The sequence below is a fragment of the Agromyces sp. Y182 genome, from assembly GCF_059445385.1.
Genome location: NZ_JCAIUF010000001.1, coordinates 1008833 through 1022676, shown reverse-complemented (window position 1 = coordinate 1022676; position 13844 = coordinate 1008833). Strand labels below are relative to the sequence as shown.

Genomic DNA, 13844 nt, shown 5'->3' with positions numbered 1-13844 from the left:
TCTGGCTCGCGCAACGCCATGCTGACGGGGGATCTAGGCCCGGGCAGCGATCACCTCGCTGATCTCGTCCGCCAGCTCACGGGATGCTGCCACCACGCCGGAGTAGCGCAGCGTCAGATCGGTCGAAATCTCCAGCTCACGGCCGAACGCATCCTGCACCCATCCGCCGGCGGCGGGGACGAGCACCATCGCCGCGACCAGGTCGACGATGCGATGCGTGTCCGAACCGGGATCCGCGAAGGCATCGATCGACCCGTCGGCGACAAGCATCGCCTCCAGGCAGCTCGTCGACAGCACACGGATGCGACCGGCACCCCGGCACAGGTCGAGCCAGGCAGACGTGCTGTCACCGAGCGGCCCGAGCTTCGGGCGCAGCATCGACAGCGCAGACCCGTTCAGGCTCGTGCGGCGTGAGGTGCGGAAGTCCGGCTCCTCTCCCTGTCGGGCCCAGGTCACCGCGCCACCCTCCAACCAGAAGCTCAGCGCCTCGACCGGGACGCCGTCTTCGACGATGGCCGCCGAGAAACACGACAGCGGAACACCGGCGGCGGCGTTCGCTGAGCCGTCAAGGGGATCGACCACGAGCGTGCGCGCGCTGCCGTGGTCGATGAACCCGACTTCTTCACTGAGCAGATTCACGCGGTGCCGACCGGTCTCCGCGCGGATGGCATCCTCGACGAGCTGATCGATCATCATCGTCGGGGTGCCGTCGGCGCCCATCCGCACCTCGCGCGCCCGCTCCTCGCGACTCATGCCCGTCCATGCGCTGGCGGCGGCGCGCGCCGCCGCCCGACAGGTGTCGACGAGGATCTGATCCACGCCATTCGGCAGGCGCACCTCGGCGCCCATCACCGGGGTCAGCATTCGATACCCCTGGGTGCGGTGAGTGTCGTCACGACGGTCGGCCAGGGCCCACGGTCATCGACCAGCACGAAGTCCGCCCTCGCACCCATCGTGATCGCGCCTCGGTCGGAGAGCCCAGCCGCTCTGGCAGCCCCCGAGGTGACCAGTGCAACAGCCGCAGGAAGGTCGAGCAGACCGTCTCGGGCGATCAGCACCGCGCTGGTGAGCAGGCTGCTCGGCAGATAGTCGGATGCCAAGGCGTCGACGAGTCCCTCGGCGATGAGTTCGGTCGCCGAGACGTTGCCTGAGTGCGAGCCGCCTCTCAGCACGTTGGGGGCGCCGGCGACCGTGATCAGTCCCTGATCGCGTGCGCGCCGCGCAGCATCCATCGTCGTGGGGAACTCGGCGACCGAGCCCCCGCGCGCGACGAGCGCATCGATCTCCGCGGCCGAGTCGGAATCATGCCCGACGAGCCGGACGCGCCCAAGGCGCGCCTGCTCGCCCGCCCATGCCAGGTTCTCGTCGCGGACCAAATCGGTGAGCTCGGCGTCAGCGATGCGCTGGGCCACGTTCTCCCTCACGACGTCGCGGTCTTCTCCGCCGGCGACGAGCATCTCGATGAAGTGCTCGACATCGGCGTACTGCCCCTGGCCGGGTGTGTGATCCTCGTGCGAGAGAAGGATCGGTTTGGCATCCGCCGGCAGTGCGTTCAGGCGAGCGCGCAGCAGCTCCGCTCCCTCGGCCGCGCGCACGTCGAAGCGGTGCAGCACGCGGTGGTCGACGCGGTCGCTGACGTAGGCGTCGATCGTCACGCACACCTCGAGCGCCGTGACCGGGGTGCGCGTCACGCCGTCGGCGACCTTGCGGTGGAATCCCGCACCGTGGAACACCGTGGTGATGCCCGCCGCCGCCACCTTCGCGTCGAACGAGCGCATCGCGAAGTCCAGGGGCAGCGGCGCAGCCGGGCGCGGCACCCGCTCCTTCTCGAGGGCGTCGCTGTGCACGTCGATGAGCCCGGGCATCAGCAGCAGCCCGGAGCCCGCGACATCCGCCCGCAGCGCGCCGCCCGCGCCGACCTCGACGACCTCGACGATGCGACCGCCCTCGACCACGACGCTCGCCGGAGCGGTGACCCTGTTCGGCAGCACGACGCGGACATCGCCGAGGATGTAGCTCGCCGGGTTCGCGCCCAGCGTCCAGCGCGGATTTCCGGTTGCGCGCTCCGTCGGCTCGGGCCGCGCTTCGGCGAGGACGCCGCTCATGCGTAGACCTCTTCGAGTACGCGGTGTCCGGCGTCCAAGACCTCGTCGACCCCGCCATCCGCGGTGATCGCGCCGTCCTCCATGTAGAGCACTCTGTTGGCCACCCGGCGGATGATGTTCATGTCGTGGTACACCGCCAGCACGCTGACGTCACGGTGCCGGAGTTCTTCGATCACTTCGAGAGCGAGCACGCGGTTGGCCGGGTCGAGTGCCGACACCGGCTCGTCGAGCAGCAGTAGGCGCGGCGGGCTGACGGTGCCCGCTGCCAGGTTCACGCGTTGACGTTCTCCACCGGAGAGCACGCTGCAGTCGACATCCCACAGGCGCTCCTCGATCCCGAGCTTGCGCAACGAGTCGACCGCGGCATCCCTGGCATCCGCATCATCCAGACCGCGCCGACGGGCGGCCGCCGCGACGAGCTTGAGCGGCCCTTGCCGTGGCGGGGCATTCAGGAACTGCGACACGTAACCGAAGTCACGTCCGCGGATCCGCGCCATTGCACGGTCATCGAGCGAGGTGAGCTCGATGTCTCGCTCACCGTCGTGCAGCACGACGGTGCCAGAGTCGGGAAGGTAGTTGCGGTAGATGCAGCGCAGCAGGCTGGACTTGCCCGCGCCACTGGCACCGGCGAGCGCGAGGTGCTCGCCGGGCATGAGGTCGAACGACACCGATCGCAGCGAAGCGACCGTGCGGTCGATCGCGTGCAGGGTGAATGACTTGGTCAGCTCTCGAACCGAAAGGATCGGCCTCTGGATGCTCGTGTTCATGATTCCTCTCAGCTCTGCGCGGCAGCGACGAGCTGCTGGGTGTAGGGGTGGTGCGGGTCGGCGAGGAGCTGGTCGGTGAGACCCTGCTCGATCACGTGCCCCTGACGCATCACGACGGCACGGTCGGTGAGCGCTTTGATCACCGAGAAGTCGTGGCTGACGACGACGACGGCGAGCTCGCGCTCGTTCAGCAGTTCGCGCAGCAGATCGAGGACTCCGGCGGCGACCGAGGCGTCCAGTCCTGTGGTCGGCTCGTCGAGCAGCAGCACCTGCGGATCGGTGGCCAGCGCCTTGGCGATCTGAACGCGCTGGCGCATGCCGCCGGAGAACTGGCCGACCACGTCATCCATGCGCTTCAGCGGAACGTCGACACGGGTCAGCAGCTCGGCGGCCCTGGCACGGATCGCGTGGTACGAGCGCCATCCGGCCGCGATCAGGGCGTCGGCGATGTTGCCGCCCGCCGAGATGTTCAGGTCGAGCCCCATGGCGGGGTCCTGGTAGACGACGCTGAGCGTGTTGGTGCGAAGACGGCGGCGCGCAGAGCTGTCGAGGTCGAGCAGGTTGATCTTTCCCTCGCCCACCGCTCCGATACGCACCGACCCGGTGGCATCCGCTTCGTCGCCGATGATGCACTTCATCACCGTCGACTTGCCTGAACCGGATTCGCCGATCACGCCGAGCGCCTCGCCGGGGGCGACGTCGAAGGAGACGTCAGCCGCAGCGATGACCTCGCTGGACGCGCGGCTGCCGACGAAGACCTTCCCGAGCCGCTCCACCTTCAGCGACCAATCCTCTCCCGGGGCAGTCTGACCCTTCGCGGGCGCGATCGGCATGCCGACCTCGACGCTCGCCCTGGCACGCACGCGCAGCGCGGGATCGGGGTAGTACTGACGGGGGATGATCCGCTCGTGGGCGTCGAGATCGGCGACCCCTGCACGCACCTTGAGGCAGAACTGCACGTCGGAGCAGATGAACTCGTTGGTCTTCGTCTCGACCATGAACGATTCCGCCGTGCCGCATTTCGCGCAACGCACTCCTTCGGTGTGCTCCACTTCGAAGGGGACGTCGTCGAAGCTCAGCGGCTCGACGTCGGTGTACGGCGGCACAGCGTAGATCTTCTTGTCACGGCCGTGACTGAGGAGCGTCAGATGATCGCTCTGGTGCAGACGCGGAATATCCCAGCGCGGGATCGGGCTCGGCGACATCAGGTGCCGGTGATGCACGAGCACCGGGTGACCCGCCCCTGCGCCCATGACACCGGTCAGCGCGAGCCGCTCGTAGAGCGCGACCCACATCTTGGCGTAGTCCGCTTCCGCGTGGCGACGCTTGCATTCGAAGACGGACTTCTCAACGGCGCGCAGCGGCTCTGACTGGGGCACCTGCAGCACCAGCGTCTGGTGCGCGTCCATGTGTTCCTCTGGGATGCGGTGCCTGGACTGCACGATGGTGGATTCGTCGGTGTCCGCGGTCGACCCGCTGCCGAGCGTGCCGACGATCAGGCGGCGCAGGTTCACCGCGTTGACGCCTTCCTCATCGCCCTGGTCGATGACCTTGACGTTGTCGTCACTGCCGCCGATGGCGAGCGTGACCTGCAGCCCACCAGAGCCCCAGCCGCGGGCGACGGGCATCTCGCGTGAGCCGAACGGAACGATGTACCCGGGTACACAGATGCCAGCGATGACAGCGCGGCGCGATTCGCGCTTGGCCTGCTCGTCCATCACGATGGGGCGTCCGACATGCGGGTCAGGTGGCAGCAGCGCGGTCAGCATGGCAGCGGATGCCTCGGCCTCGGACTCCACGTCGCCTGCCGGTGATTCGATCAGCATGGTCATCAGCTGTTTCCTTCCTGGTGGTTCTCGCAGTCGCAATCGGATGCGTGGTCGTCGCCGTTCGCGGCGAAGAGTCGTTCGAGGGCAGCTCCCTGTTCGTCGCGAGCAGCGATCGAGGCATCCAGCATCGACTGGAAGGTGACGTAGTGCGGCAGCTTCAGGTGTTCGAGGAATCCGCTGGCGGCAAGGCCGTCGGTGGTGAAGAGCATGATCTGTTCGAGGCGCCGGCCGGCCTCCATTCCCGAGTAGCGCACGATGGAGACGTCGAGGCTCGCGGCGGCAATGACCTTGCGCTCGTTGTGCCCGAACGCCATCGCGTAACCGATGTCGTAGGTGGTCGGGTCCTCACCGCGAATCGAACCGAGATGCGAGACCGCCTCGCACTCGGAGACCCGCACCTCGCCGATCTGCACCAGTTCGCCGGTGTGCGGATCGGCGACCCGCAGCGGCAGCCGGCCGTGGCGCACCTCGCCGAGTGTCACGTGCTCGGCGGCGTAGTCATCGGGGCCGAGCACCGACTGGTACCAGATGTTGATCAGCGCACCGCTGTCGGCTTGGGCGGAGGCCGACAGTACGGCCGACCGCTTCGCGGGCAGTCGCGCGGCGACCATCTGGATGTCGAACGGCTCTTCGTCGGATTCGAGTGTGCGATCCACCAGCACGCCCATGTCGAAGAGGTAGTCGCGGAAGCGCCGGAACGGCTCATCGGCCGGGTACTCCAGCGGCGTATCGCCCGGGGGCTCGATGATCGGCAGCGGGAGGTCGGGGCCGTCGTGCAGGATGCGGGCGGTGTAGTCGACTGTCTCACCGAGCAGGATCGGGCCGTCGGGCTGACGCTGCGTCGAGACGACGCGGCGGAGCAGCTTCATCTCGCGCGGCCGTAGCGGATCGCTGTGCGCGAGGCGGGGGAGCGTCGAGCGGTGTGCGCGGATCAGATGGACGGCCTCGGAAATGTCGCCACTGGCCTGCAGGAAGGCTGCGGCCGCGGTGGAAGGGTCCCAGAGCCCGCCCTCGCCCATGATGCGGTCGATCGCCATCGGGAAACTCGCGATGACGGACTCTGCGGTCAGCCCGGAGTCGAGCTGCGCGCGGCGCTCGAGCACGAGACGCTCGGCGGCGATGATCGCCTCTGTGCCACCCTTGTTCGTTCCTGCATACATCAGATCTCCTCGATTCGAGTGGTGCGCGAGAGGGCGATGAGCGTTCCGTCGTCGGTGACGAGGATGCTGTCGATACCAGCCGGGTAGTCGGAGACGAGCTCGGCGCGGGCGGCGACGAACTGTGCGCTGAGCCCGGCGACGGCGATCTCGACGGGGGCGTGCGGTGGGATGCCGGGGCCGGTGAGGCGCCAGCCGGAGGTGACACCTTCGGTGCGGATCGCGTCGGTGCGGATCGCGTCTACGCGCTGCACGAGCGTCGCCGCCGTCTCCGGCGACCAGTGCGTGCCGGGGGACAGCACGCTCATCTCGGTTGATTCGGTGAGTGCAAGCGCATAACGTGCGGTGGATGCCGCGGTCAGCGGGGCACCGACGATGCGAGCGATCGCGGCCACAGCATCCGTTGCTGCGTCGGACGCGGAGCCGCGTTCGGACCGTGTGCCAGAGCCGGTCTCGGTCGCGCGCAGCGCGCTCACCGGGGTCATGATGTCGGCGAGGGCGAGCATCGGCAGGATCGCGGCCGAGACGCCGGCCGGCAGCTCACCAGCCGGAAGGCGGTGCACCGTCCCTGGACGAGCGAAGGCGTTCATGAGGCCGCGGAACACCTGCTGCGAAGAAGTGGGGGTGAGCTCTCGCAGCTGCTGCCATTCGTCTGCAGCAACCGGGGCGAGAGAGGTGTCGATCTTGGTCACGGGATCTCCTCGAACTCGACGATGGATGGGGAAAGCCGCTCCCACTCGGCGGCACGGGCGGCGATGCGGCGAGCCCTGGTGTTCTCGCACAGCGCGACGACGTCCTCCCGGCGCGGGCCGTCGGCGTGGAACTCGGTCGCGCAGATGGCGGCGGCGAGCGCGGCGAGCCGGTCAGAGCCCATCCGCATCGTCCAGCCATCGACGCCGCGACGGCGCACCTCGGACTGGGTGACCATCACATCACCGAGAATGAAGCGCTCCTCGGCGATCGGCTCACGCACCTGCGTGACGACAGTGCCGACGATCGGCGGTCGGGTGACCACGACGTCGGAATCGTCTTCGAGACAGAGGTGCGAGAGCGAGATCACCTCGGCGGCATCCGCCATGTTGAGCTCGGAGACGATCTCCGACCTCGTGAGTGTGTCTGTCATTGTTGGCCTTTCTTCTCCGTGAGGAGTGTTGAGCAGGGGGTTAGTGGATTTCGCGCCGCGCCCACACCGCGAGCGCTTCGGAGAGCAGCACCGCGATCACGACAAGAAGGAGGCACGTGGTGACGACGCCGTAGTCGAGTACGCGGGAGGCGTTCATCATGTAGAAGCCGATGCCGCCGGCGCCGATCACACCGAGGGTGGTTGCGGCTCGCAGGTTGGAGTCCAGCTGGTGCAGCGTGTGGGCCGACAACGCCGGTGCGACCTGGCGCAGCGTGGCGGCGAAGAAGGTCTGAGAGCTGCTGGCACCAGAAGAGCGGATGGCGTGCGCCACACGTACGTCGACCTCCTCGAGCGAGTCGGCGATCACCTTGCTGAAGAATCCGATGGCTCCCACCGCGAGCGCGAGCGCGCCGGCGGTGGCACCGAGGCCGGTGATCACCACGAAGAAGATGCCGACGATGATGCCGGGAATGGCGCGGATCGTGACGACGATGCCGCGGAATATCGCTGCCACCGTGTCATTCGGCGCGATCGTGCGTGCGGAGAGCAGGCCGAATGGGATCGCGATGACGAGGCCGATGACGGTGCCGGCCAGCCCCATCTGCACGGTTTCGACCATGGCGTTCAGGAGCTTGAGGGGAATGCCACCGTCGGACGGCGGGAAGTACAGCCCGATGGTCTCGAGCGCCTTGGCGAAGCCGCCGGTGAGCTGATCGACGGTGATGCCGGATGCCATCGCCGAGCCGAGGACGAGCAGCACGGTGAGGACCGCCCACAGGGTGCGATTGATGCGCTGGCGATTCCATGGCGGCGAGACGCGCCCCGCCGTCGCCGCGCGGCGCTCGGCAGGCGTTGACCTGCCTTTCGCCCAGCCCTTCTCCGGCAGATGCGGCAGGAAGACGGCGAGCCAGCGCCGCGACTTCGGCGACGACGATGACTCGTGTCCGAGTTGGGCCTTGCGCACGAGACCGGAGACGAGTTCGGCGAGCAGACACAGGATCAGCAGGATCAGGGTCAGCCCGAGGCCGAGCTGATAGTTCATCGTGTCGAGGGCCGCCGAGATGTACATTCCGATGCCGGCGACACCGACGAAGCCGAGAATCACCGAGCCGCGCAGATTGATGTCGAAGGCGTGCAGCGTCGTGGCGACGAGCGTGGGGCGAAGCCCCGGCAGGACCCCGCCGACGATCTGCTGGAAGGTACCGGCGCCGGCGGCGCGCAGCGCCTCGCGAGGGCCGGGGTCGACCTCTTCGATGGCATCCGCGAAGAGCTTCGCCATGAAGCCGATCGACCCGATGCCGAGGGCGAGGACGCCGGGGAGAGCTCCGAGGCCGAACACTCGCACGAAGAAGATGGCGATGATGAAGTCGGGCACGGCGCGCTCGAGCACGATCAGCGACCGGGCGATGGCGCGCACCGTCGGGTTGACGGTGGTGTTCTTCGCCGCGAGGAAGGCCATTGGCAGGCTGAGCACGAGCCCGAGAACGGTGGCGAGCACGACGATCGCAATCGTCTGGCCGATCATCTCGACGATCCGCATCGGCTCGGGGAACGTCAGCGGCACTGTGCGGCTGAGGAAGTCGACGGCGTTGTCCCAACCATCGATGAAGGTGGCGATGTTGATGCGCAGCTCGACGGTCGACCAGATTCCCAGGCCGAGCACGCCGAGCATCACGACGATGAGGCCGCGCTTGCTCCACGACATCGGCGCCTTCGTGGGCATCGGAGGCTGTGCACCGGTCGAACCGACCGGGGTGCGCTCAAGGAGTGAGCTCATGGTCAGATCGCTGCTGCCGCACTGGGCTGTGCCACCTGCGTGATCTGCGCCGTGGTGGGAAGACCTTCGGCGCTCATCGGCTCGCGATAGATCGTCATCGCCTCTTCGCGGCTCAACCCCGCAGTGTTCTTGTCGAACACGACCCGACCGTCTTTGAGGCCGATGATCCGCTCGCCGAATGCGAGCGCGTATTCGACCTGGTGCAGGCTGCAGACCACCGTCAGCTGATCCTCGTCGCTGATGCGGGTGAGCAGGTCGAGAACAGCCGCACTCGAATCGGGGTCCAAAGATGCCACGGGTTCGTCAGCAAGGAGGATCACGGGGCTCTGCGCCAGCGCGCGGGCGATCGCGACGCGTTGCTGCTGCCCGCCAGAGAGAGTGTCGGTGCGCTGGAATGCGCGGTCGGCGAGGCCCACGCGATCCAGGAGTTCGAGGGCCGTGCGCCGATCCGACTTCGGGTACATCCAGAGTCCGGAACGGGGCCCGGTGAGCCCACCGAGGAACCCGGTGCAGACGTTCTCGAGTGCGGAGATGCTGCCAACGAGATGGAAGTTCTGAAAGATGAAGCCAATCTCCCTGCGGGTGCGACGCAGGTCGCGCCGACTGGCGGCGTTGATGTCGCGCCCATTGATCTCGACGACTCCGGTAGTCGGCTGCTGCAGCCGGTTCATGGTGCGCAGCATCGTCGACTTGCCAGAACCGGATTTGCCGAGCAGCACCAGTCGCTGCCCCTTTGGCACTTCGAAGGAGACATCATCGAGGCCGCGGACGTCCTCGTTGAACTGCTTCGTCACGTTGCGGAGCCGAACGGCGGTCTTGCCAGGCGTATGCGTCATGTCTGTTCTCCTCTGGTGTTGCTCGGCCGGGTGATCGTTCGTGCTTACTGGTTGGCAATCTCGCAAGCGTCGGACTTCGTGACCTCGCACACCGTGCGCACGCCGTCGTACGCCGCATCGTCGATGGCGACATAGCCCCAGCCCCCGATGCCGCAGAAGCCGTCCTCCGCGGTCTCGTCGCAGTCGCCGCTGGCCTTCAGTGCGTCGACGTTGAGTTGCTCGAGGTAGACCGTCTTGATCTGCTCGCGCAGGGCGGCGGGCAGACTCTTGCTGACCGTGACAGGCGAGGGGGTGATCAGCTCTGACTCCCAGATCTGAGTGAGCTGCCCCTCTGCGATCTGCCCGGATTCGATGAGTTGCTTGGTGGCCATTCCCTCCGTGCTGAACGCCACGTCGCACTGCCCATCGGCCAAAGCAAGCACCGAAGCGTCGTGGCCGCCGGCGAACACCGGGGTGATGTCGGTCTCGGGGTCGATGCCGACGTCGAGCAGGCCGGCGGAGGGGAACAGATAGCCGGAGGTGGATGCAGGATCGACGAAGCAGACGGTCTTGCCGGCAACATCCTCGAGCGATGTGATGTCGGAGCCGGCGACCACGCTGGCGACCGAGTAGTAGCCGAGTTCAGCTTCGGGGTCAGAGATCAGCGCTCCGATGATGTCTACATCCACTCCGCTGTCCGCGGCGAGGATGTACGAGAAGGGACCGTACGACGCGATCTGGACCTTGTCGGCACGCTGCGCCTCGATGGTCGCGGCATAGCTGGTGGCCTCGTGGAACTCGACCGGGATTCCCAACTCGCGCGCAAGCACCTCGAACGTCACCGAGCTCGAAATGTCGAGGGCCGTCTGATCCTCGGTCGGGATCGTGGAGATGACGATCTTGTCGGGCATCGCGCCCGCGGCGGTAGCCGTGTCGTTTGCTGCAGCGCTTGCGCCGCAGCCGGTGAGCGCCGCCGTGGCGAGCAGGAGGGCGGCAGCGGTTGGCAGAATTCGCTTGAACATCAGTTGCTCCTTGGTGGAAGTGGAACGTGGTGGATGGTGGAGGAAGGGGAGACAAGAGATCGGATGACCTGCAGCACTGCGTGGTGAACCATGCGGCTGGTCATGTCCTCGCCACGGATGCCGTCACCCGCGGCGCCGGCGACGACGGCCGTGTCCACGAGGCGCGCGAGTGGCGCACCGGAGTAGCTCGTCAGGGCGGCGGTCGACGCGCCCCGATCTGCGGCGATCCGCACCGGACGCATCGTGGCGGCAGTGGTCCCGGAATGGCTGATCGCGAAGCAGAAGTCGCCCGCACCGAGCTGCTGAGCGACGGCCTCCTGCGTCCCACCGTCGGTCGGGTAGGAGACGGCGCGGCCTGCCGAACTCAGCCAGTTGCCGAACTCGATTGCCAGCGGCTGCGAGGTTCCGCTGGAGACGATCAATACGCGATCTGCGTCGCGCAACGAAGCGGCGACGCGTTCGATCGCAGCATGGTCGACGGCGAGAGCGGTGCGACGGATGTCCTCGAGGATGTGCGCGAGGATCGCCGTTCCCACACGGTCGTCGGTCAATGCGTCGGCAACGCGGCCGTGACCGAGTTGGGCGGCGAGGCGCAGCTTGAGCGCCTGGATACCTGGCAGCCCGATCTGGTGGCAAAGACGCACCACAGTGCCGACCGAAGTGCCGGTCTCGGCGGCCAGGCGGGCGGCGGACATCTCGACGACGCGATCGGGGTACTCGAGGACGAACTGCGCACTCTGGCGGCTACGGGTCGAGAGGTTCGGCAGTGCCGCCCGAAGTACCTCGAGAACGTCGATGGAGATGGCGGCACGGCCGACGGCCCCGGTGGTCGCGGCCTGCTTGATCGTGCTCTGCATGGTTGCCAAGCTACGAATCGATGGTTACCACGGGGGGCCCTGCTGGCGAAATGGAACAGACGTTCCGCTGGCCATTGAGAACTGGAAGATTATTCCGCTGGTGCGCATGTTCGTCGAGGTCTGCCAGCCGACCACGCGCCGCGAGTACACGTCGATGATGAACGCTGCGTACACCCAGCCGGAGTGCGTGCGGATGTAGGTGAAGTCCGCCACCCACAACTGGTTGGGCGCGGACGTTCGACCGTGCACCGGGCCACGCTCACGCCTTCACGGTTCAGCCCGGCGTGGATCTTCCTCGCGCCGTACACGCCGAGGTTCGCTTTGTGCGCGGTGGTGATGTCCACGATCAGTGCCGCATGGCGCACTGCCCGCGCGGACGGCGGACGAGCTTTCGCCGCGTAGTAGTTGCTCGGGCGATCTGCATGCCGGCGTCCTTCAAGACGCTGCAGATCGGCTCGACCCCGAAGCGGTCGCGGTGCCTGTCGATGTACTCGACGAGCACCGCAGCTCGACCGCAAACTCAAGTAGCACGCGAGGTGCCGACTGCTGGGATCAGAGCCTCCACCGAACCCGGGGCAATACATGGATCAGGAACCGTGGCGGCTCACACTTGTGAGAGCTTTTGACCGCCAAGCCAAGGAGACGGCGGAGAGCGCGTCGAGGCTGTAGCGATTGAGGTAGCTTCACCGGGCCGTTTCGCGGGCGGGTGCTACGAGAATGGGCAACCAGCGGATCATCGGCGGTGACCCATTCCGCGGGGCACTCGCTAAGCCGTGCGCTGACGGACCGGCTATCGGCACAGCGCCCACTCGACCACGGCGCTGCCCATGTGCAATGAGTTGCGGACTTGGGCGACGATCACGCTCTGCTTCGCTGCTCCGTCAGGGCGTCCCGTAAGGCTTCTTTTGCTCGCTGATAGCGGCCTCGTGCGGTCGAAGCCGGGACGCCCTGGAGTTGGCCGGCTTCTGCGATAGTGAGTCCCTCCCAGTGAACGAGAGTGACGATTTCAGCAAGGTCTGGGTCGAGACGTTGCACCGCGTCTCGGATCGCGAGTTGCTCGGCTGGGTCCGGGCCGTTGCTGGGGATGGAGTCTCGGAGAGCATTTGTGAGGCGCGCTTGGCGGACGTTCGATCGAGTGTTGTTGCGGAGTAGGTTCCGAGCGATTCCGAACAGCCACATTCGGGCTTGCTCGTGATCGGTGGGGAGGTCTGAGTTGCGCCGCCAAGCGGTGGTCATGAGCTCCGAGAGGAGATCGGCGCCGCCGTCTCCGACGCGGCGTTCGAAGTAGTTCAGCAATTCCGGGCCGACTTCGATCATTAGGTCGGTGAAGCGGGCTTCCGCGCGGCCGCGCCGGCTCACTGCGTCATTCCGGTGCACTGCTCCTGGCTCTGATAGCCGAGCCCCGTCGATGGGATGCCGAGCGTGTCGAGGTGGGCGGTGATGGCCTCTTGCACGGCTTCACTCACCGCCAGGTTGTACTCGACGTCGGCGTTGTAGTTATCGGTGCCGTAGCCGAACGGCACGGGGTTGCCGGTGCCGTCGTCGGCCCAGTTTTCATCGGAGCGGTTTTCCTGGATCACTCCATCGACGTCAGAGTCGGCGAGCACGTCGGCGCTGTGGAGATAGTTGAGGGCGGCGTCGATCGACCGCGGGTCTGCCGCGACGTCGGCGGGCCGGTTCGGGTCAGGGCTGTACTGGAACTCCCCCAGCCGCAGTTCGCAGGAGCCACCGCCGGGAGGGTGTAGCTGATTGTCGCGTCAGGATGCTGCGCCCAGTCCGCCCACTCCGTCGTCGTGCTGATTCCCCAGAATGACGACCAGTCGATCGTGGTTGCAGCGAATGCTGCCCCTGCGCCGCCCAGGAGCAGGACGGGAGCGAGGATCGCGGCCGCGATTCCTTGTTTGCGCCGTGAGGTGGTTCGTTGCTTGTGTGTCGTGGCGGCGGCCATCGCGGCCAGGCGTGCGGCCAGCGCGTCGTCATCCGGAGTGACCCGCGGGGCTGTCTGGTGCAGCCACCTCGCGACCTGTGGGTCGGGCTCAATGGTGTGCTCTTCGACGTCGGTGCTCATGCGTTCCTTCTCGGTTCGAACGATCCTTCACCAATGTCATGTCCGCTCGGGCAGGCATCGTCCACGAAGAACGAACAATCGTCCTGAACGAGCCGATTGACTCACGAGGCGCCGACCTCTCGATGCCTGAGCCCGCTGGCGGATCCGTTTGAGGTCGCTGTCCCGGTGAACGTTCCGATTCGGACACGTCCGCGGCCGTGTCTCGCGTGCACTCGGTTGGCGGCGAAGACAACGACGCCGAACACCATCCTGGCGAGTGCCCGACTGAGGCTCCCGTCCATCGGGCCACGTTACCGAGATCAGTCACACGCTTGGTTCGGCGAG

At 66.9% G+C, this 13844-nt stretch carries 14 protein-coding genes and 1 pseudogene; all 15 read right to left on the bottom strand.

The annotated features are described in order from the left end of the window. Window positions 1-33: 33 nt before the first annotated feature. The 15 genes and pseudogenes from AC1C2R_RS04765 to AC1C2R_RS04695 all read right to left on the bottom strand — a co-directional run bounded on the left by AC1C2R_RS04765 (window position 34) and on the right by AC1C2R_RS04695 (window position 13520). Window positions 34-864 carry an inositol monophosphatase family protein gene (locus AC1C2R_RS04765; RefSeq protein WP_495379158.1) on the bottom strand — a complete coding sequence of 277 codons (831 nt, stop codon included), beginning with the start codon at window positions 862-864 and terminating at the stop codon, window positions 34-36. Next, on the bottom strand, window positions 858-2105 hold the full coding sequence (locus AC1C2R_RS04760; protein WP_495379157.1) for an alpha-D-ribose 1-methylphosphonate 5-triphosphate diphosphatase: 1248 nt from the start codon (window positions 2103-2105) through the stop codon (window positions 858-860). The genes AC1C2R_RS04765 and AC1C2R_RS04760 overlap by 7 nt, the downstream gene beginning before the upstream one ends. Then, window positions 2102-2872 (bottom strand): ATP-binding cassette domain-containing protein, encoded by a 771-nt coding sequence (locus tag AC1C2R_RS04755; protein WP_495379156.1) that lies wholly within the window; start codon window positions 2870-2872, stop codon window positions 2102-2104. Before AC1C2R_RS04755 ends, AC1C2R_RS04760 begins: the two co-directional genes overlap by 4 nt. A gap of 8 nt (window positions 2873-2880) precedes the next feature. Then, window positions 2881-4704, bottom strand: coding sequence for an alpha-D-ribose 1-methylphosphonate 5-phosphate C-P-lyase PhnJ (locus AC1C2R_RS04750; protein ID WP_495379155.1), 1824 nt, complete (start codon window positions 4702-4704; stop codon window positions 2881-2883). Then, on the bottom strand, window positions 4704-5861 hold the full coding sequence (locus AC1C2R_RS04745; protein WP_495351382.1) for a carbon-phosphorus lyase complex subunit PhnI: 1158 nt from the start codon (window positions 5859-5861) through the stop codon (window positions 4704-4706). Before AC1C2R_RS04745 ends, AC1C2R_RS04750 begins: the two co-directional genes overlap by 1 nt. After that, window positions 5861-6550, bottom strand: a complete 690-nt coding sequence (phnH, locus tag AC1C2R_RS04740) for a phosphonate C-P lyase system protein PhnH (RefSeq protein ID WP_495379154.1) — start codon at window positions 6548-6550, stop codon at window positions 5861-5863. The genes AC1C2R_RS04745 and phnH overlap by 1 nt, the downstream gene beginning before the upstream one ends. Next, on the bottom strand, window positions 6547-6981 hold the full coding sequence (locus AC1C2R_RS04735) for a phosphonate C-P lyase system protein PhnG (RefSeq protein ID WP_495379153.1): 435 nt from the start codon (window positions 6979-6981) through the stop codon (window positions 6547-6549). Before AC1C2R_RS04735 ends, phnH begins: the two co-directional genes overlap by 4 nt. A 40-nt stretch (window positions 6982-7021) precedes the next feature. Beyond that, window positions 7022-8758 (bottom strand): phosphonate ABC transporter, permease protein PhnE, encoded by a 1737-nt coding sequence (gene phnE / locus AC1C2R_RS04730; RefSeq protein WP_495379152.1) that lies wholly within the window; start codon window positions 8756-8758, stop codon window positions 7022-7024. 2 nt (window positions 8759-8760) lie between these two features. Next, window positions 8761-9594, bottom strand: coding sequence for a phosphonate ABC transporter ATP-binding protein (gene phnC / locus AC1C2R_RS04725; RefSeq protein WP_495379151.1), 834 nt, complete (start codon window positions 9592-9594; stop codon window positions 8761-8763). A gap of 44 nt (window positions 9595-9638) precedes the next feature. Then, window positions 9639-10595, bottom strand: a complete 957-nt coding sequence (locus tag AC1C2R_RS04720) for a phosphate/phosphite/phosphonate ABC transporter substrate-binding protein (protein ID WP_495379150.1) — start codon at window positions 10593-10595, stop codon at window positions 9639-9641. Next, the gene (locus AC1C2R_RS04715) at window positions 10595-11452 is read right to left on the bottom strand and encodes a MurR/RpiR family transcriptional regulator (protein WP_495351376.1); all 858 of its coding nucleotides are present in this window, start codon (window positions 11450-11452) and stop codon (window positions 10595-10597) included. Before AC1C2R_RS04715 ends, AC1C2R_RS04720 begins: the two co-directional genes overlap by 1 nt. A gap of 87 nt (window positions 11453-11539) precedes the next feature. Continuing rightward, a pseudogene (locus tag AC1C2R_RS04710) lies at window positions 11540-11775 on the bottom strand (DDE-type integrase/transposase/recombinase); the annotation flags it as partial. 535 nt (window positions 11776-12310) lie between these two features. Then, entirely contained in the window at window positions 12311-12769 is a 459-nt protein-coding gene (locus AC1C2R_RS04705; protein WP_495379149.1) for an RNA polymerase sigma factor, read from the bottom strand. Between the two features lie 38 nt (window positions 12770-12807). Then, a complete protein-coding gene (locus tag AC1C2R_RS04700; RefSeq protein WP_495379148.1) occupies window positions 12808-13059 on the bottom strand; it encodes a hypothetical protein in 252 nt (83 codons plus the stop codon). Continuing rightward, entirely contained in the window at window positions 13029-13520 is a 492-nt protein-coding gene (locus AC1C2R_RS04695) for a hypothetical protein (protein ID WP_495379147.1), read from the bottom strand. The genes AC1C2R_RS04700 and AC1C2R_RS04695 overlap by 31 nt, the downstream gene beginning before the upstream one ends. Window positions 13521-13844: the final 324 nt, after the last annotated feature.

Coding starts and splice junctions, on each gene's coding strand:
- AC1C2R_RS04765 (WP_495379158.1), bottom strand. CDS start 864: ATGCTGACCCCGGTGATGGGCGCCGAGGTGCGCCTGCCGAATGGCGTG.
- AC1C2R_RS04760 (WP_495379157.1), bottom strand. CDS start 2,105: ATGAGCGGCGTCCTCGCCGAAGCGCGGCCCGAGCCGACGGAGCGCGCA.
- AC1C2R_RS04715 (WP_495351376.1), bottom strand. CDS start 11,452: ATGCAGAGCACGATCAAGCAGGCCGCGACCACCGGGGCCGTCGGCCGT.
- phnE (WP_495379152.1), bottom strand. CDS start 8,758: ATGAGCTCACTCCTTGAGCGCACCCCGGTCGGTTCGACCGGTGCACAG.
- AC1C2R_RS04750 (WP_495379155.1), bottom strand. CDS start 4,704: ATGACCATGCTGATCGAATCACCGGCAGGCGACGTGGAGTCCGAGGCC.
- AC1C2R_RS04755 (WP_495379156.1), bottom strand. CDS start 2,872: ATGAACACGAGCATCCAGAGGCCGATCCTTTCGGTTCGAGAGCTGACC.
- phnC (WP_495379151.1), bottom strand. CDS start 9,594: ATGACGCATACGCCTGGCAAGACCGCCGTTCGGCTCCGCAACGTGACG.
- AC1C2R_RS04705 (WP_495379149.1), bottom strand. CDS start 12,769: ATGATCGAAGTCGGCCCGGAATTGCTGAACTACTTCGAACGCCGCGTC.
- AC1C2R_RS04735 (WP_495379153.1), bottom strand. CDS start 6,981: ATGACAGACACACTCACGAGGTCGGAGATCGTCTCCGAGCTCAACATG.
- AC1C2R_RS04745 (WP_495351382.1), bottom strand. CDS start 5,861: ATGTATGCAGGAACGAACAAGGGTGGCACAGAGGCGATCATCGCCGCC.
- AC1C2R_RS04695 (WP_495379147.1), bottom strand. CDS start 13,520: ATGAGCACCGACGTCGAAGAGCACACCATTGAGCCCGACCCACAGGTC.
- AC1C2R_RS04720 (WP_495379150.1), bottom strand. CDS start 10,595: ATGTTCAAGCGAATTCTGCCAACCGCTGCCGCCCTCCTGCTCGCCACG.